Origin of the sequence: Streptomyces sp. NBC_00989, assembly GCF_045162655.1 — a bacterium.
Lineage (GTDB): Bacteria > Actinomycetota > Actinomycetes > Streptomycetales > Streptomycetaceae > Streptomyces.
The window spans coordinates 9,308,972-9,325,135 of sequence record NZ_CP108728.1 but is presented as its reverse complement, the minus strand read 5'-3'; the positions used below and the strand labels follow the sequence as shown (position 1 = coordinate 9,325,135).

Here is a 16,164-nt window from a genome sequence, read left to right as displayed (position 1 = left end):
CAGTCCACCTTCCCGGAATTGGCCATGGATGGCATTCGTTCTCAAGCCACAGAGTGCCATGTGTCAGGCCACTACCACCACCAAGGAGCCCCCTTTGTCCACGCAGAGCCGCCTCGGACGACGGTTGGTCCAGCTGTACGTCGGACTCGCCCTCTACGGCGCCAGCTCGGCGCTCCTGGTGGTGTCGGGCCTGGGCCTGGAGCCCTGGAACGTGCTGCACCAGGGCCTCGCCGAACTCACCGGCCTGACGATCGGCGGCGTCTCGATCATCGTGGGCGCGGCGGTGCTGCTCCTGTGGATCCCGCTGCGCCAGCGCCCGGGGCTGGGCACGGTCTCCAACGTGTTCGTGGTCGGCCTGGCCATGGACGGCACCCTCGCGCTGGTGCCCGAGGCGCACGGCCTGGCCGTACGGATTCCGGTCCTCCTGGCGGGCATCCTGCTCAACGGGGTCGCCACCGGGCTGTACATCTCCGCGAGCTTCGGTCCGGGCCCGCGCGACGGGCTGATGACCGGGCTGCACCGGCGCACGGGCCGCTCGATCCGCCTCATACGGACGGTGATCGAGGTCGCGGTCGTGGCCGCCGGTTTCGCGCTCGGCGGCACCGTCGGCATCGGCACCCTGCTGTACGCCCTGGCGATCGGCCCGCTCGCCCAGCTGTTCCTGCGCGTGTTCGCCGCCCCGCCGGCATCCGGCGGCAGCACGGTCGTAGCCACCGGGTCACCAGAACGGGCGATACTGCCCCGGTGACCACGCTCATACGTCATCCGTACCTCGACCACCCCGGACCCATCCCCTTCGCCCACCGGGGCGGGGCGGCGGACGGCCTGGAGAACACCGTGTTCCAGTTCCGCCGCGCGGTGGAGCTGGGCTACCGGTACATCGAGACCGACGTCCACGCCACGGCGGACGGGAAGCTCGTCGCCTTCCACGACGAGACCCTGGACCGGGTGACCGACGGCGCCGGCCGGATCGCGGACCTCTTCTGGTCGGACGTGAGCCACGCGCGCGTGGCGGGCAAGGAACCGGTGCCCCTCTTCGAGGAGCTGCTGGAGACGTTCCCCGAGGTGCGCTGGAACGTCGACATCAAGGCGGAGCCGGCACTCCGCCCCCTCCTGGACCTCCTGGAGCGCACCGACTCCTGGAACCGCGTCCTCGTCGGCTCCTTCTCCGAGAAGCGTGTGGTCCGCGCCCAGCACCTGGCCGGGCCGCGCCTGGCCACGTCGTTCGGCACGCGCGGGGTGCTGAACCTGCGGCTGCGCTCCTGGGGCGCGCCTCTGCCGGTACGCCGCTCGGCGGTCGCCGCACAGGTGCCCGAGGAGCAGTCGGGCGTCCCTGTGGTTGACCGGCGATTCGTAAGCGCCGCCCACGCGCGCGGGGTGCAGGTCCACGTGTGGACCATCAACGAGGCCGATCGCATGCACCGGCTCCTTGACCTGGGAGTGGATGGCATCATGACCGATCACATCGACACACTGCGCGAGGTCATGGTGGAGCGGGGCGTCTGGGCCTGAGCCCCCGGGGCGACGCGTTCACGGGGAAGCGAGGGCACGGGTGGGTACCGACACCCTGCGGTCACAGCCGGCCGACGAGGCCGCCGAGCGGCGGCGCGAGCAGCGCGGCTGGTACTTCTACGACTGGGCCTGCTCCGTCTACTCGACGAGCGTTCTCACCGTGTTCCTGGGCCCCTATCTGACCTCGGTCGCGAAGTCGGCGGCGGACCCGGACGGCTTCGTGCATCCCCTGGGGATACCGCTCCGGGCGGGCTCCTTCTTCGCCTACACGGTCTCCGCGTCCGTCATCGTGTCGATCCTCGTCATGCCCCTCGCGGGCGCGGCGGCCGACCGCACGGGCCGCAAGAAGCCTCTCCTGGCGCTCGCCGCCTACGTGGGCGCGACCGCCACCACAGGGCTCTTCTTCCTGGACGGCGACCGCTATCTGCTCGGCGGCTTCCTGCTGATCGTCGCCAACTCGTCGGTGGCCGTCTCGATGGTCGTGTACAACTCCTACCTTCCGCAGATCGCCCCTCCGGAGGAACGCGACGCGGTCTCCTCCCGGGGCTGGGCCTTCGGCTACGCGGCGGGCTCCCTGGTCCTCGTCCTGAACCTGATCCTCTTCACTGCCCACGACTCCTTCGGCCTCTCCGAGTCGATGGCCGTGCGCATCTGTCTCGCCTCGGCCGGGATCTGGTGGGGCGCCTTCACCCTCGTACCGCTGAAACGGCTGCGCGACCGCGGCCGTACGCCGTCCGAGGCACCGACGGCGCAGGGCTGGCGGCAGCTCGCGGCGACCGTCCGGGACATGCGCGGCAAACCGCTCACGCTGTCCTTCCTGTTCGCCTACCTGATCTACAACGACGGCATCCAGACGGTGATCTCCCAGGCGTCCGTGTACGGCTCCGAGGAGCTGGGTCTGAGCCAGTCCACGCTCATCACGGCCGTCCTGATGGTCCAGGTCCTCGCGGTGGCGGGTGCGCTCGGCATGGGGCGACTCGCCCGGACCTACGGGGCCAAGCGGACGATTCTCGGCTCGCTCGTCGCGTGGACGGTGACGCTGGGCGCCGGGTACTTCCTGCCCGCCGGCGCGCCCGTCTGGTTCTTCGTGCTGGCCGCCGGGATCGGCCTCGTCCTGGGCGGCAGCCAGGCGCTGTCCCGGTCCCTGTTCTCCCATCTGGTGCCGCCCGGGAAAGAGGCCGAGTACTTCTCTGCGTACGAGATGAGCGATCGGGGCATGAGCTGGCTGGGTCCCCTTCTGTTCGGGGTGACCTACCAGCTGACCGGAAGTTATCGGGACGCGATCATCTCCCTGGTGGTCTTCTTCGTGGTGGGATTCGTGCTGCTCGCGCGGGTTCCGGTGGCGCGGGCGATCAGCGACGCGGGAAATCCTCTTCCCGAGAGGATTTAGCGCTGGAGGCGAAAGGGCGGTAGTGTACGCGTTTGGCCTGCCTGGCGTACCGTTACTGCGCGTCAAAGATGACGAATCGCTAGGTGACATCTGCTAGTAGATGTGACAAACCGGGCGCTGGTGGGTACAACAAGGGGCGGCTACGACGGCGACGCATGACCCCGTACGGGAATCTTTACCGCCGACCGGACGTTGACCGGATGACGACGACAGCGACACCTGTCCTGTGGGCGACAAGCCCGGGAGGCACGATTCATGAGTGAGCGAGCTCTTCGCGGCACGCGCCTCGTGGTGACCAGCTACGAGACGGACCGCGGTATCGACCTGGCACCACGCCAGGCCGTGGAGTACGCATGCGAGAAGGGACATCGCTTTGAGATGCCCTTCTCGGTCGAGGCGGAGATTCCGCCGGAGTGGGAGTGCAAGGTCTGCGGGGCCCAGGCACTCCTGGTCGACGGCGACGGCCCTGAGGAAAAGAAGGCCAAGCCCGCGCGTACCCACTGGGACATGCTGATGGAGCGGCGCACCCGCGAGGAGCTCGAAGAGGTCCTCGAGGAGCGTCTTGCCGTTCTCCGCTCCGGCGCGATGAATATCGCGGTTCACCCGAGGGACAGCCGCAAGTCGGCCTAGTCCTGAAGGTGCGGAGCGGTTCTACCGCACGAACGAGTACAAGCAAGTAAGCGCGGGCGCCGTACGAACATGTACGGCGCCCGCGCTTTTGCGTGCCCGCGACCGGGTCAGCGGGTGAGCGGCGGACGCGGGCCCTGAGGGGCGTCACTGCCGGGCTCGTCCCGGATGACCTCGCCCTGGACGACCTTGCCGTCAGGGCGGTGCATGCGGGCCTGCTGGAAGGCGTCTCCCAGGGTGCCAGGAGCCGCCTTGCCGAGCTTCCGCTCGACCACGCGCTCCGCGTAGCGTCCCAGCGCCTTCTGGACCGGCGGGACCAGCAGGAGCAGGCCCAGGGCGTCCGAGATCAGACCGGGGATCATCAGCAGCAGGCCGCCCAGCATCATCAGGCCGCTGCCACCGCCGCTGGCCGGGGCGGTGCCCTGCTGCACGGCCTGGCTCAGGTTCTGGAAAGCCCGCCGGCCCGCCCGCTTGATCACCACGGCGCCGAGCACGAACCCGGCGAGCAGCAGCAGGAAGACCGTCAGCCCGCTCGACGCGCCCGCGACCACCGTCAGCAGCCAGATCTCCAGCACCAGCCACACGGCGATGCCCAACGGCAGGAACGTACGCAGCCGGGAACGCGGAGGCCGGGCGGCGGAGGAAGGGGTGGGTGCGCCAGTCGTCATACGTCCAGTGTGCCTGGGCGCGGCTCAGTGCGGGATAAGCGGACGATCAACGGGGCCTGTGAAGTCGTAGGGCTACGGCTGTGAAGGCTTTCCGCCGGTGTTCCCTCGGCCGCGGAGCTTGCCGACGCGCTCGCCCACGCCCCATGTCGTGACCCGCCACAGGGCCTCGACGAGGATGTCGCGGCTCAACTTGGAGTCGCCGAGTTCGCGCTCCACGAAGGTGATGGGGACCTCGACGACGTGGTAGCCGGCTCTGACGGCGCGGCGGGCCAGGTCGACCTGGAAGCAGTAGCCCTGGGAGGCCACGTCGTCCAGACCGAGGCCTTCGAGGGTCTCGCGGCGGAAGGCGCGGTAGCCGCCGGTGATGTCGCGCAGCGGCAGGTCGAGGGCCACGCGCGAGTAGAGGCTGCCGCCGCGGGAAATGAACTCGCGGGACTTCGGCCAGTTCACCACCCGGCCGCCGGGTACCCAGCGGGAGCCGAGCACCAGGTCCGCGCCCTTGAGCGCGGTGAGCAGCCGGGGCAGCTCCTCGGGCTGGTGGGAGCCGTCGGCGTCCATCTCGATGAGGACGCCGTAGCCGTTGTCCATGCCCCAGTGGAAGCCCGCCAGATAGGCGGCGCCGAGGCCTTCCTTGCCCTTGCGGTGCAGCACCTGGACCTGTTCGTCCTCGGCCGCCAGCTCGTCGGCCAGCTTGCCCGTGCCGTCGGGGCTGTTGTCGTCCGCCACGAGGACATGAGCCTCGGGGACCGACTGCCGCACCCGACCGACGATGGACTTGATGTTCTCCGCCTCGTTGTAGGTCGGGATGATCACCAAGGCCTTGCCGAGCGGGCCGAACTTCCGCCCCTGGGCCTGTGCCGCGAGGGCTCCGTCGCCGTCGTTCACTGCTGCCCCTTCATGTCCGTACGCAGGCGTCCACCATAGTGGCCGCGGCCTGGCATGACGTGCCACGTCGTTCGTACGGTGGTGTCGATTCGACAAGAACGGGGTAAGAACGTCCTTTTCGGTGAATACGTGCTGCGGATGGGGGCCCGGCGCCCTTCGGGCCGGCCTGGGACCCGCCGGCTGCGGGTCGACCAAAGCCGTTGTCTACTGGACGTCCGGGCCCCACCCGGGTCACACCAGCCGACCGGCCGGAACGTTCCCTCGCCGTGGCGCGGGCGCTGAGCCTGGCTCCCAGTGGCGGTGCCCGGTACGGCACACCGTCCCTGACGCAGCGGCGCTTCGGCGATTACTCGGAGGTTCCCCGGTCGGGCGTCCGGTGGTGGACTCGGACGAACCTACCGGCCCCCTGCGCCTGCCTGTCAACAGTCGTTTGACCTGGCTTTTCTCCCTCAATCAGCTGGTCAGGGCCGAGGATGCGCAGGTCGCGCGACGGGGCGGCGGCCAAGGATCGGAGGCGCGCCACCCCGGGAGATCACTCGCCCGGCCGTACGAACACCGTCCGTCCGCCCACGACCGTGCGCAGACAGACCGGAAGGTCGCCGCCCGGCGTCAGGTCGGGCAGTCCGGGTGTGCCGGAGCGCGGGTCGGTCGACCAGCGCGCGACCCGGTCGTCGGGCGCCTGCACGACCAGGGCGTCGGTCCGCCAGACGGCGTAGTCGGCGGGTGCGCCCGGGACCAGGACACCCGCGTCGTCCCGCCCTACGGCCCGCCAGCCGCCCCGCGTATGGGCGGTGAACGCGGCCCGCACGGACACCCGGTGTTCGGCCGTCCGGTGGAAAGCGGCGGCCCGGACCGTCCCCCACGGGTCGACCGGGGTGACCGGGCTGTCCGAGCCGAAGGCGAGCGGCACACCGGCCCGCAGCAGGGCCGCGAAGGGGTTCAGGGCGCGCGCCCGCTCCAGACCCAGCCGCTGGGCGTACATGCCGTCCTCGCCGCCCCACAGCGCGTCGAAGGCGGGCTGCACGGAAGCGGTCAGACCCAGCTCGGCGAAGGCTGCGATGGTCTCGGGGGTGAGCATCTCGGCGTGCTCGACACGGTGGCGGGCGCCGCGCACGCGGCCCAGGCCGACCTTCTCCGCGGCCGCCCGGACGCCGTCGACCACCGCGGTCACGGCGGCGTCCCCGATGGCGTGGAAGCCCGCCTGGAGGCCCGCCTCGGTGCAGGCGACGACATGGGCGGCGACGGCGTCCGCGTCGAGGTACGCGATACCCGCGTGCCCGGCGTCGGTGTACGGCTGGTGCAGACACGCGGTGTGCGACCCGAGAGCGCCGTCGACGAAGAGGTCACCCGCCGCTCCTACGGCGCCCAGCTCCCGCGCCTTCTCCACGTCCTGCTCGGCCCAGTAGCCGACGACGCGCGGCCCGAGCTCCTCGGCGGCGAGCCGCAGCAGGCCCGTGAAGTCGTCCTCGGAGGAGATCTCGGGCCCGGCGCACTCGTGGACGGAACCGACGCCCAGGGACGCAGCGTGGGCCAGGGCGGTGCGCTGGGCCTCGACGCGCTGCTCCGGTGTGATGGCGGCGAGCGCGGTGGCGCGGACGGCGTGGTGGGCGTCGGCCGTGAGGGGGCCGTCGGTCGCGTCGAGGCCGGGGACGAGGTCGAGCAGGGCCGTGGTGACGACCGCGGAGTGGACGTCGATGCGGGAGAGGTAGAGCGGGCGTCCGCCGGTCGCCGTGTCGAGTTCGGCGCGGGTCGGCGGGCGGCCCCCGGGCCAGCGGGCGGCGTCCCAGCCGTGGCCGAGCAGGACGCGGTCGGCCGGGCGGGCGGCCGCGAAGTCCCGGACGAGGGACAGGGCCGCCTCCAGGGACGGCGCGTCGGACAGATCAAGGCCGGTGAGCGCGAGGCCGGTGGCCGTCGTGTGCACGTGTGCGTCGGTGAACGCCGGGGTGACCAGCGCGCCGTCCAGGTCGACCACCTCGTCGACGCCGTCCGCGAACGCGTCGGCGGCGCCCTCGGAGCCGACCCAGGCGACCTGGCCGCGCTCCACGACCATCGCGGTCGCGAAGGGGTCGGCGGGGCTGTGCACTTCGCCGCGGCGGAGCAGGACGGTTGACGGCTCGGGGGTGCGCTCACTCATGGGGAACAGTCTCGCGCGTCACCGGCGACGCCCCGAACGCAGGTCCGTCAGATGCGGGGCGGGCGTGCCTCGTACGGCGTCGAGAGCACCACCGTGGTCCGGGTGGAGACGCCGGCCAGGCCGCGCAGCCGGGCCAGCAGTTCCTCCAGTTCGTGCGGGGTGGAGACCCGCACCTTGAGGATGTAGTTCTCGTCCCCCGCGACGCTGTGGCAGGCCTCGATCTCGGGGACGTCGGAGAGGCGGTCCGCGATGTCGTCGGGGGCGCTGGGGTCGAACGGTTTCACCGAGATGAAGGCGGTCATGGGCAGGCCCACCGCCTCCGGGTCGACGACCGCGGCATACCCGCGGATGACGCCCCGCTGCTCCAGCCGGCGCACCCGTTGGTGCACGGCCGACGTGGACAGGCCCGTGGCCTTGCCCAGGTCTGTGTAACTCATCCGCCCGTCCTTGACGAGCAGCTGCACGATTTGTCGGTCCAGCTCCTCCATGACGCAAGAACCTACAGTGCCTCTGATCTCCTCCGATACCTGGGCGGCGCAGGTCACACCCGGTTCGTGATGTGGCGGAGAGCGGCTCGCGAGTCAGCCGGGGACAAAACCGCCGCCTCGGGCATCTGCGGTTGGCATGTGACGAACGCCACAGGTCCTGGACGGTCTCCGTGATGGACTCGTGATTACCGCGGAGACGGGACGGGAAGTGCTTGCTGTGGTCGAGGCCGCAGCGCCTTCACGGCCCAGCCCAGTAGGGGGAGAACCCATGCAGAGTCTTAAGCGCCCTGGACGCACCGCGCCCAAGCGGCCGCAGCTCGTTGTCGAGTCAGAGCCGGAGGGCGTTGAATCCGACGATTTCGACGCCGACGAGTTCGACGCGTACGACACCTTCGAGATGTACCGGGTGATCTGCCCGGACTGCGTGCAGCCCATCGCGCTCCTCGCGGACGAGGCGGTCCTGCCGGAGCACGCGCTGTGTGCCTCGCCGTGGAACCCGTTCGGGCTGACGGTCTGCGCCGGTACGGGCCGCAAGGCGGCCGACGCCCGGTCCGCCGACGAGTCCGCGGAACTCCAGGAGCAGGACACCGCACTGCTGTTGACGCTCCCTCAGGGCCTCGACTGGCGGACGCAGCCGTTCTCGCACGTCGGCGGACCGAGCTCGCGCCCGATGCGCGTGCCGGACATGCGCCGCGCCGCCTGAGCGCCCTCGCTCAACCCCAGTAGCTGCCCTGCACCATGGCCCGCAGACTGCCGTGGTGCAGGATCAGTGTGTCCGGGTCCGCCGGGACGGCCACCTCGCCGAAGTGCACCTGCCGGTAGGCGACACGGAGCATCACGATGGCGTGCCGCAGGGCCGCGTACAGGGTGTAGAAGTCCATGTCCCGCGGGGTGTGGCCGGTGAGTTCGGCGTACCGGGCCTCCACCCGGTCCCGGCGGAAGAACTCCGGCAGGCCCAGCTGGCCGAAGGCGGCCGTCAGGTCCTGGAAGAAGCGGTGCAGGTAGACGGTCCAGCCGAGGTCCACCTCGCGCGGGGCCGGGGCCGCCATCTCCCAGTCGAGGACGGCGACGGGGTCGAACCCGTCGTAGACGACGTTCCCGATGCGCGCGTCGCCCCAGTTGAGGACCGGTTCGCCGGGGTCGGCCGGCCAGAGTTCCGTGAGCCGGTCGAAGGCGCTCTCGATGAGGGGTGAGCGGGCGAGACCGTCAACCACCCAGTCGTAGTACGCGCGTTGGGATGCGACGTGGCGGTGCAGGGCGTCGCCGTCACCCGGCAGGGTGAGGAACTCCGCCTCGGACAGCGGGACTTGATCGTGGAGGCGGGCGATGATCCCGACCGAGGCGGCCTCCAGGTGTGCGCGTTCCGCGTCGGTCGCCGCGTGCAGCCAATTGCCCTCGTACGTATAGGGCATGACGTCCGGCGGTACGCGTCCCTCGGCACGCTCCATGACGAAGAACGGCGCGCCGAGCGGCCCAGGGTCCTCCTCCAGCCAGCGTACCTGCGGTACCGGAAGGTCCGTGCGCTCGGCGACCAGGCGCATCGTGCGGAACTGGCGCGGCATGTCGTAGACCGGGAAGACGGTGTACGCCGCCGGGTCTGCCGCGAGTCTCAACGCGCAGGCGTGGAGCGGGGGTTCGGGGTGGTCGATGTCGAAGAGCAGGGTCTCGCTGGACATGCCGTTCGAGGCGGGGACCCTGACGTCCACGGCCTTGGCGCCGGGCAGGCGGGTGTCGAGCCAGGCGGTGAGGCGGTGGGCGAGTTCCTCGGGGTCGCGGGTGGTGGTGCGGGGGCGGGGTGCTGTCGCCATGTCGTCTCAACTCCCTTGTGGTGCCGCCGAGATGTCACCTCGACTCCCTTACGGCGCCACCGAGTCGAAGCCGGTGAAGCCGCTCGGGTCGTGGCGGCCGAAAGAGCCGTGCTCGAAGATGCCGTGGCCGACCTGGCCGTCCAGGCGGAAGCGGGCCGCGTGGTCGGTGACTCCGTAGGCGGCGAGCGAGGCGGGCCGGGTGAGGTCGTAGGTGCGGCAGTCGGTCCAGGCGCGGCCGCGCCACGTGCCGTGCTGCCAGTCGTCGGCGGGTGGATAACCGGCGCCGACCGCCAGCGGTGAGGAGGTCAGGATCTCCACGTCTAGTTCCTGCGGTTTGCGTGCGTCGCCGAGGTGGACGACGGCGCGCTCGGGGTGGCGCGTGCCCGGGCGGTAGGTGATCTCGGCCTGGGGCCAGCCGAGTTGGCGGTCGCGGTGGCCGGGGCGGACGACGGTCGCCTCGTTCAGGGTGCGGTAGCCGTCGGCGTCCTCCTGGACGATGACCATGAGGAAGCGGTCCTCGAAGCGGACCGGGCACCAGATCCAGTGGAAGCCCTCGGTGGGGTGGTCCTCGGCGAGCCTGCCGCCCTCCTCGCCGGGGATGGGCCGCACGCCCCAACTCCGGTCACGGGTACCGGTCCAGCCGTCGGCGGAGACCCTGAACTCCTCGTCACCGGCGCGGATCACGCCCTCCACACCGCCCGCCTGGACGAAGCGGCGCCCTTCGAGGGTGAGCCGGTCGCCGCGGTACTGGACGTGGTGGGGTTCCCAGAGGGCGGGGAACCCGGCCGTCCAAGTGAGGTCGCAGGAGAGGGAGTTGTCCTCGCAGCGCAGGCGCAGTCGGCGCAGGGGCTCCTCCACCTCTATGCGCAGCGGGCCCACGGCGAGGTGCATGCGGTCGTCGCCGAGGGCGTCCGAGGCGCGGACCGCGTGGAGTACGTCTCCGGTGCGGAGGGTCGCGTAGGCGTCGATCACCCCGACGTTGGGGTAGACGCCGAGGCCGAGGATGAGCAGGGCGCGGCCCTCGTGGTCGAACACGTGGAAGATGCAGCGGTCGTAGGCGTTCCGGTCACCGGTCGCGACGTGCTTCATCGACAGGGGGACCTGGTGCACGGGGTACTCGTCGAGGGGCACGGGACGGTCGTCTGCCACGGCTAACCTCCCCTGGGGACAGTGGAGGTGACGGTACGTCAGGTCTCGTGCGGTCGCCATAGCCGTGACCTGTACGCCGGTGAACTCACGCTCGATTACCCGCGCCGGTGACTTGTCGACATGCCCTTCCGTTGCCTTGGTATGACCCCCACTTATGCGCCGACCGGGCGTCAGCGCCGGATCTTCGTCCCTGCACCGGCAGAATCGGTTCCGCCGGCGCCGCCGCAGCCCCAGGACCCGCCCATCTACCTTGATCTCATGCGGAGTTGGGCCGACCGGGGCCGCACCCTGCCGGGGCGCCACGACCCCGAGTGGGCGCGGTTGGCGGCGCCGCCCCTCAGGTCCGCCCGGTGGATCAGGTCGGAGGGGATCGACGGCGCCTGACCGGCGATGGGGTCCTCCCGCAGGAGGTTGTTCGGACCAGGGGCGTCGGCAGCCGGCGGCTCGGGCCGCAGACGCCTGCCACGCTCCCCCGTGTCGTCGACCACTGGGCCGAGCAAGCCGGAGAGAGCGTGGCGAGACGCGGGAGCCGGGCGCCGCGTCAGTGGCCTGAGCCGCCGAACAGGCCCCGGGCGTCAGCCGGTTCGGTGGGCTTCGGGGCCCGCCAGGTGGCGGGCGATGACCATCCGCTGGATCTGGTTCGTGCCCTCGACGATCTGCAGGACCTTGGCCTCACGCATGTAGCGCTCGACCGGGAAGTCCGCGGTGTAGCCGTAGCCGCCGAGGACCTGGACGGCGTCGATGGTGGCCTTCATCGCGGTGTCGGTGCAGTGGAGCTTGGCCATGGCGGCCTGTTTGGCGAACGGGCGGCCGGCGTCGCGCAGTCGGGCCGCCGCGAGGTAGAGCGCGCGGCCCGCCTCGATCTGGGTGGCCATGTCGGCGAGCATGAAGCGCAGGCCCTGGAAGTCGGAGATCGGGCGCCCGAACTGCTGCCGGCCGCTCGCGTAGGCCACCGCCTCGTCAAGTGCCGCCTGGGCCAGGCCGATCGCGCAGGCCGCGATACCGAGCCGGCCGGAGTCCAGCGCGGACAGGGCGATCGCGAAGCCCTGGCCTTCCTCTCCGAGGCGGCGCTCGTCGGAGACCCGGACGCCGTCGAAGTGGACCTGGGCGGTGGGGGAACCCTTCATTCCCATCTTCTTCTCCGGTGCCGCGCCGTTCAGGCCGGCCGCGTCGCCGGGCACCAGGAAGGCGCTGATCCCGCGCGGGCCGTCCTCGCCGGTGCGGGCCATGACCGTGTAGAAGTCGGCGATGCCGCCGTGCGTGATCCAGGCCTTGGTCCCGTCGATCACCCACTCACCCCCAGTCTCGGCTCCGCTCGACCGGGAGGGGCCCCCATCGTCGCGCACCGCTTTCGTGCGCAGGGAGGCCGCGTCGGAGCCGGAGGACGGTTCGGAGAGGCAGTAGGCGCCGAGGAGCCCGCCGCCGAGCATCGCGGGCAGGTGCTCGACCTGCTGCTGCTTGGTGCCGTAGTTGGCCAGCGCGTGGCAGGAGAGGGAGTGGACGCTGACGCCGAGGCCGACCGTGAGGCGGGCCGCGGCGAGCTCTTCGAGGACCTGGAGGTAGACCTCGTACGGCTGGTCGCCGCCGCCGTACTCGGAGTCGTACGGCAGACCGAGCAGTCCCGACCGGGAGAGCAGGGTGAAGATCTCGCGCGGGAAGTGTCCGGCGTCCTCTTCCTCGGCCGCTCTGGGGGCGATCTCTCGCTGCGCGATGTCGCGGGCCAGCGAGATCAGATCCCGGGCCTCGTCCGTGGGCAGTTGCCGGTCCACCGGCTGCGGGGCGCGGTCGGGCATGGCGACGCTCTCCTCCCTGTCGGGCACATCGGCGGGCGTACGCCTGGGGTCGAGGCGACGTGGCCGGGTACCGCACGGATGCGGCCGCTGCTCCTACTCCCGGGTCTCGGAAGCGGCTGACCAGCGGCTCTGCGCTGTGAGTATGCCCGATCGAAGGTCTCGCGTCACCAGTTAACGACCGCTTACTTCAAGAATAGCCCGGTCGTCGGGAACGGGGCGGAACCGCCGGTTCAGCCGTCCCTGCGGGCTGGCTTGGGCGCCTCGTAGGCGGGGTCCAGTTCCTCGATGGCGCGCAGGGTCCCGCCGAGGGTCTTCACGAGGATTTCGCGCATCGTCTCGCGGGAAAGGTCGGAGGTACTGATCCATTCAAGGGTCGCGCCCTCGACGCTGCACACCCAGCCGAACAGGCCCATGCGCGCGATCCGGGAGATGTCCGTGCGGCCGTACGCCCCCTCGGCGATGGTCGCGACGATCGCCGCGCGCACCCCGTCGCGGATGGCGTGCACCTCGGTGTCGAAGCCGACGCCGCCGCTGACGATGGTGCGGTACGCGGCCTGGTTGTGCTCGGCCCAGCGCAGGTAGCTGTCCATCGTCCGCTGTACGCGGTCCAGTTGGGGCAGTTCGAGGCCGCTCGCCGCGAAGGTCACCAGGTCGGCGACCGAGTCGTTGATGATCGCCAGGTAGTAGCCGCGCTTGGACTGGAAGTAGTAGTAGATCAGCCCCTTGGCGACATGCGCCTGCCGCGCGATGTCATCCATGGACAGCGCGTCGTAGGACGTGTCGGCGAACAACTTCCGGCCGATGGTGATGAGTTCGGCGCGGCGCGCCAAGGAACGCTCTGTACCGCGCGCCCGGGGACGTGGGACGTCACGCTGCTGACTGATTTCCAATTTCGACTCTGGCTCTCCAACTGGGCTTGGTCAACCGCAGTATGGCAGGTCGCGTATCCGTCAGGTCACAGCAGGCCGATTTGGGTCACAAGCATCGCGATCACCACGACAAGGGTCCAGCCCATGACGTGCTCGACGATCTTCGGACCGTCGCCCTTGGGGCCGCCGGTGCGGGTACGGGTGCGGGCGGCGCTGGCGGAGTGTGCGGTCATGGTGGCTCGCAGAGGTCGGATGTGCGGTGGACTCCCCCGTTCTGTCCACCTTGCCATCCGTATCGGCTTTTGCACCGGAGACCTTGGTCACAGGGCGCCTGATCACAGGCGCCCTGTGACAGCGTTCCGGGTCAGCGCACGCCCACCGCCGCCAGGGCCTTGCGCTGGCGGGTGGTCGGATGTGCCGGGAAGTAGAGGTAACAGACGCCGCCGGTGCCGGAGGAGACCTTGCCGGAGGCGTTGTACCGCTTGGTGCGGAGCCAGATGTTCTCCCACTCGCGCCGGTTGTAGACGCGGCGGACGGCCGGATCGCTCGGCGAGTTGGGGTCGTTGGCGATCACGTCGCCGTCGGCGGTGAAGCCGATCACGGTCATCAGGTGGCCGGAGGTGCCGTATCCCGCGCCGGTCAGCTCGCTGCTGAGGAACGACTGTGACGTTATGGCCGGGATGCCCGCCGCGATCAGCGTCTCCAGGTCGCCGAGCGAGCCGAGCCGGGTGACCACGCCCTGGAGGTCCTTGAACGTGGCCGCGTAGGCAGCGTTGAACGGCCAGTTGCCGCAGCCCTGGTACTGGTTGTCGTAGGTGAAGCGGGCCGCGTTGTCGACCTGCGGGTCGGCGTAGGACGGGTCGACCCAGGCCAGTTGCTCCGGGGTGAGCCGGCCGCCCCAGTACTCGATGATCATCTGCGAGGAGGTGGGGCTGCACCAGGCCTCGCCGCCGTTGTCGTACTCGGGGTACTGGCCGACGTGGATCTCCTGCGAGTAGCGCGGGACGATCAGCTCTTGGGCCAGTCCCGGAGTCGAGGCCGGGACGGTGAAGCGGTCCGGGACGTCGGAGCCCATCGCGCCGAGCCGCCACACGGTGGGGGTGAGCTTGGTGCCGGGCTTGCGGTAGAGCGTCAGGCGGAGCCGGTACGACGTGAGGCGCAGGCCTGTCGTCGCGTCGTCGATCGCGAAGGTGTCCGTCCAGATGGTCGACTTGCCGTCCGTCTGGTCGTCGACGGAGGTCCGCTTGATGTCCTGGTCGCCGGCCGCCCAGCGGCCCATCACGTACCAGGGGGTGTCCGTGCCGTCGGAGTACGTGCCGCGCAGCTCGATCTGGAGCCAGGTGCCGGCCGGGGTGTGCGCGTTCCAGGAGGCGATGGTCTCCGTAGCGGGGACGGAGAGCCTGTGGACGGGGGACGTCCAGGTCGCGTACTCCCAGGCCGCGGTCTTTCCGGTGTGCGGGTCCGTGTAGTCGACGCTGCCGAGGGCGGCGCCGATCTCGAGACCCGGGCGGGAGCCCGGGACGGCGCGGGTGCCCCGGGCGGCGCCGCGGCGCCAGTCGGCGTAGGTGGTCCACGCGTGGTTGTCGACCGAGCTGGTCGGCGCGCGGTCCGTGTCGGTGGCCTCGGCGGGCGCACCGGCGGTGTCGGCGACCGCGGGGCCCGCGGCGCTCACCACCGCGGCGGCGACCGCCGCGGCCAGGACGGTTCTGCGGGACGGCTGTTCGGCTCTGCTCATGGGTGGAAGACCCCCGGGTGTTCCGAGTCGGGACAGATCCAGTCGGGACAGATCCAATGGACGACTGTGCGCCCACTATGAACACACACGGCACGCCGCTGCCAGCACTTCGAACCTCGCCACACCCACCAATATTGGTATCGACCACTGGTATGACCTGGGGTGCGAGCCACCGCTCCCTAGACTGTCCCGGCGACCTGCGGCAGCACCGCCCCACGACCTCCCGGGACCAGCCATGCACGACCTCGCCCACCACCTGCGCCGACTGCCCCCGTCCTGCGGCCCGGTCCGGCTCGTCGGCGTCGACGGGCACGCGGGATCCGGGAAGTCCACGTTCGCCGGGCAGTTGGCCGAGGCCCTGGGCGGCGCCCCCGTGCTGCACCTGGACGACCTCGCCACCCACGACGAACTGTTCGGCTGGACCGGCCGGCTGCTGAGCCAGGTGATCACCCCGCTCGGCCGCGGCGAGACCGCCCACTACTCCCCCTACGACTGGCACGCCCGGTACTTCGCGGCGCCCCGCGCGCTGCCGCCCGCGCCCGTGGTCCTCGTCGAGGGCGTCGGCGCCGGACGGCGGGCGGTGCGCCCGTTCCTCGCGGGGCTGTTGTGGATGGAACTGCCCCGGGAGGAGTCGTGGACACGGGGGCGGCGGCGGGACGGGGCGGAGCAGCGGGACTTCTGGGACGGGTGGGTCGAGGCGGAACACGAACACTTCGCCAAAGACCCTTCGCGACCCCACGCGGACTTCCTGGTACGGCAGTTGAGAGAGGGGTACGAGGTGCTCACGGGGCCCTCCGGGACGGTTGGACCGGACCATGAGGTCACCCACGGTGACGGACCGCCCGCAGTGTGCTGAACTTGTGAAGACCCTTCCGCTTGAACTTGCTTGAGTGCCTCAACTCGGCTTGACCCAGGGGCCGTACAGGTCTTACGTTCTGAATGTGCGGCCGGTTCGAAGCCGCCCAGAGTCGCGAAGCCCCCGGTTGTTCCCCCGTGATCGGGGGCTTCGTTCTGCTCCCAGCACGTTTTCCGGCCGTCACGAGCCGTGATTTGCTCACCCTGGGTCACCGTCCTGAGTGCGCCCCATCTGCTCCCACCTCGTCAAA

General features: G+C 70.7%; 16 protein-coding genes. 6 read left to right on the top strand and 10 right to left on the bottom strand.

All coding sequences use genetic code 11. The features are described from left to right. Nucleotides 1–58 precede the first annotated feature (58 nt). The 4 genes from OG714_RS41950 to OG714_RS41935 all read left to right on the top strand — a co-directional run bounded on the left by OG714_RS41950 (nucleotide 59) and on the right by OG714_RS41935 (nucleotide 3,532). Nucleotides 59–748 carry a YitT family protein gene (locus OG714_RS41950; protein ID WP_406128999.1) on the top strand — a complete coding sequence of 230 codons (690 nt, stop codon included), beginning with the start codon at nucleotides 59–61 and terminating at the stop codon, nucleotides 746–748. Continuing rightward, nucleotides 745–1,512: a glycerophosphodiester phosphodiesterase gene (locus OG714_RS41945; RefSeq protein WP_019059661.1), complete on the top strand. Its 768-nt coding sequence runs from the start codon at nucleotides 745–747 to the stop codon at nucleotides 1,510–1,512. The genes OG714_RS41950 and OG714_RS41945 overlap by 4 nt, the downstream gene beginning before the upstream one ends. Before the next feature lie 40 nt (nucleotides 1,513–1,552). Further along, a complete protein-coding gene (locus OG714_RS41940; RefSeq protein WP_406128997.1) occupies nucleotides 1,553–2,902 on the top strand; it encodes an MFS transporter in 1,350 nt (449 codons plus the stop codon). Nucleotides 2,903–3,157: 255 nt separating this feature from the next. Continuing rightward, nucleotides 3,158–3,532, top strand: coding sequence for an RNA polymerase-binding protein RbpA (locus tag OG714_RS41935; RefSeq protein ID WP_003977404.1), 375 nt, complete (start codon nucleotides 3,158–3,160; stop codon nucleotides 3,530–3,532). 107 nt (nucleotides 3,533–3,639) lie between these two features. Here OG714_RS41935 and fxsA read toward each other — a convergent pair whose 3' ends face one another. From fxsA to OG714_RS41915, 4 genes are all read right to left on the bottom strand, one after another. Next, entirely contained in the window at nucleotides 3,640–4,197 is a 558-nt protein-coding gene (gene fxsA, locus OG714_RS41930) for an FxsA family membrane protein (RefSeq protein WP_406128995.1), read from the bottom strand. 72 nt (nucleotides 4,198–4,269) lie between these two features. Next, nucleotides 4,270–5,082, bottom strand: coding sequence for a polyprenol monophosphomannose synthase (locus OG714_RS41925; RefSeq protein ID WP_406128994.1), 813 nt, complete (start codon nucleotides 5,080–5,082; stop codon nucleotides 4,270–4,272). Nucleotides 5,083–5,614: 532 nt separating this feature from the next. Further along, entirely contained in the window at nucleotides 5,615–7,216 is a 1,602-nt protein-coding gene (locus tag OG714_RS41920; protein WP_406128992.1) for an amidohydrolase, read from the bottom strand. A 47-nt stretch (nucleotides 7,217–7,263) separates the two neighbouring features. Next, nucleotides 7,264–7,704 carry an Lrp/AsnC family transcriptional regulator gene (locus OG714_RS41915; protein WP_026150833.1) on the bottom strand — a complete coding sequence of 147 codons (441 nt, stop codon included), beginning with the start codon at nucleotides 7,702–7,704 and terminating at the stop codon, nucleotides 7,264–7,266. A gap of 268 nt (nucleotides 7,705–7,972) precedes the next feature. On the opposite strand from OG714_RS41915, the gene OG714_RS41910 reads away from it, so the two are divergent. After that, nucleotides 7,973–8,407, top strand: a complete 435-nt coding sequence (locus OG714_RS41910) for a hypothetical protein (protein WP_406128990.1) — start codon at nucleotides 7,973–7,975, stop codon at nucleotides 8,405–8,407. Nucleotides 8,408–8,417: 10 nt separating this feature from the next. Here OG714_RS41910 and OG714_RS41905 read toward each other — a convergent pair whose 3' ends face one another. The 6 genes from OG714_RS41905 to OG714_RS41880 all read right to left on the bottom strand — a co-directional run bounded on the left by OG714_RS41905 (nucleotide 8,418) and on the right by OG714_RS41880 (nucleotide 15,058). Next, nucleotides 8,418–9,512 (bottom strand): phosphotransferase family protein, encoded by a 1,095-nt coding sequence (locus tag OG714_RS41905; RefSeq protein WP_406128988.1) that lies wholly within the window; start codon nucleotides 9,510–9,512, stop codon nucleotides 8,418–8,420. Nucleotides 9,513–9,560: 48 nt separating this feature from the next. Continuing rightward, on the bottom strand, nucleotides 9,561–10,661 hold the full coding sequence (locus tag OG714_RS41900; RefSeq protein ID WP_406128987.1) for a hypothetical protein: 1,101 nt from the start codon (nucleotides 10,659–10,661) through the stop codon (nucleotides 9,561–9,563). Nucleotides 10,662–11,236: 575 nt separating this feature from the next. After that, complete coding sequence (locus OG714_RS41895; protein ID WP_406128986.1) at nucleotides 11,237–12,454, bottom strand: acyl-CoA dehydrogenase family protein; 1,218 nt, start codon at nucleotides 12,452–12,454, stop codon at nucleotides 11,237–11,239. Nucleotides 12,455–12,684: 230 nt separating this feature from the next. Continuing rightward, on the bottom strand, nucleotides 12,685–13,344 hold the full coding sequence (locus OG714_RS41890) for a TetR/AcrR family transcriptional regulator (protein WP_406128985.1): 660 nt from the start codon (nucleotides 13,342–13,344) through the stop codon (nucleotides 12,685–12,687). Between the two features lie 65 nt (nucleotides 13,345–13,409). Next, nucleotides 13,410–13,556, bottom strand: a complete 147-nt coding sequence (locus tag OG714_RS41885; protein ID WP_393049382.1) for an SCO1431 family membrane protein — start codon at nucleotides 13,554–13,556, stop codon at nucleotides 13,410–13,412. 131 nt (nucleotides 13,557–13,687) lie between these two features. After that, nucleotides 13,688–15,058 carry a peptidase C39 family protein gene (locus OG714_RS41880; protein WP_406128983.1) on the bottom strand — a complete coding sequence of 457 codons (1,371 nt, stop codon included), beginning with the start codon at nucleotides 15,056–15,058 and terminating at the stop codon, nucleotides 13,688–13,690. Nucleotides 15,059–15,293: 235 nt separating this feature from the next. On the opposite strand from OG714_RS41880, the gene OG714_RS41875 reads away from it, so the two are divergent. Continuing rightward, nucleotides 15,294–15,914, top strand: a complete 621-nt coding sequence (locus OG714_RS41875) for a uridine kinase (protein WP_406128981.1) — start codon at nucleotides 15,294–15,296, stop codon at nucleotides 15,912–15,914. The last annotated feature ends 250 nt before the right edge of the window (nucleotides 15,915–16,164 follow it).

Coding starts and splice junctions, on each gene's coding strand:
- OG714_RS41950 (WP_406128999.1), top strand. CDS start 59: ATGTGTCAGGCCACTACCACCACCAAGGAGCCCCCTTTGTCCACGCAG.
- OG714_RS41935 (WP_003977404.1), top strand. CDS start 3,158: ATGAGTGAGCGAGCTCTTCGCGGCACGCGCCTCGTGGTGACCAGCTAC.
- fxsA (WP_406128995.1), bottom strand. CDS start 4,197: ATGACGACTGGCGCACCCACCCCTTCCTCCGCCGCCCGGCCTCCGCGT.
- OG714_RS41920 (WP_406128992.1), bottom strand. CDS start 7,216: ATGAGTGAGCGCACCCCCGAGCCGTCAACCGTCCTGCTCCGCCGCGGC.
- OG714_RS41915 (WP_026150833.1), bottom strand. CDS start 7,704: ATGGAGGAGCTGGACCGACAAATCGTGCAGCTGCTCGTCAAGGACGGG.
- OG714_RS41910 (WP_406128990.1), top strand. CDS start 7,973: ATGCAGAGTCTTAAGCGCCCTGGACGCACCGCGCCCAAGCGGCCGCAG.
- OG714_RS41905 (WP_406128988.1), bottom strand. CDS start 9,512: ATGGCGACAGCACCCCGCCCCCGCACCACCACCCGCGACCCCGAGGAA.
- OG714_RS41895 (WP_406128986.1), bottom strand. CDS start 12,454: ATGCCCGACCGCGCCCCGCAGCCGGTGGACCGGCAACTGCCCACGGAC.
- OG714_RS41885 (WP_393049382.1), bottom strand. CDS start 13,556: ATGACCGCACACTCCGCCAGCGCCGCCCGCACCCGTACCCGCACCGGC.
- OG714_RS41880 (WP_406128983.1), bottom strand. CDS start 15,058: ATGAGCAGAGCCGAACAGCCGTCCCGCAGAACCGTCCTGGCCGCGGCG.
- OG714_RS41875 (WP_406128981.1), top strand. CDS start 15,294: ATGCACGACCTCGCCCACCACCTGCGCCGACTGCCCCCGTCCTGCGGC.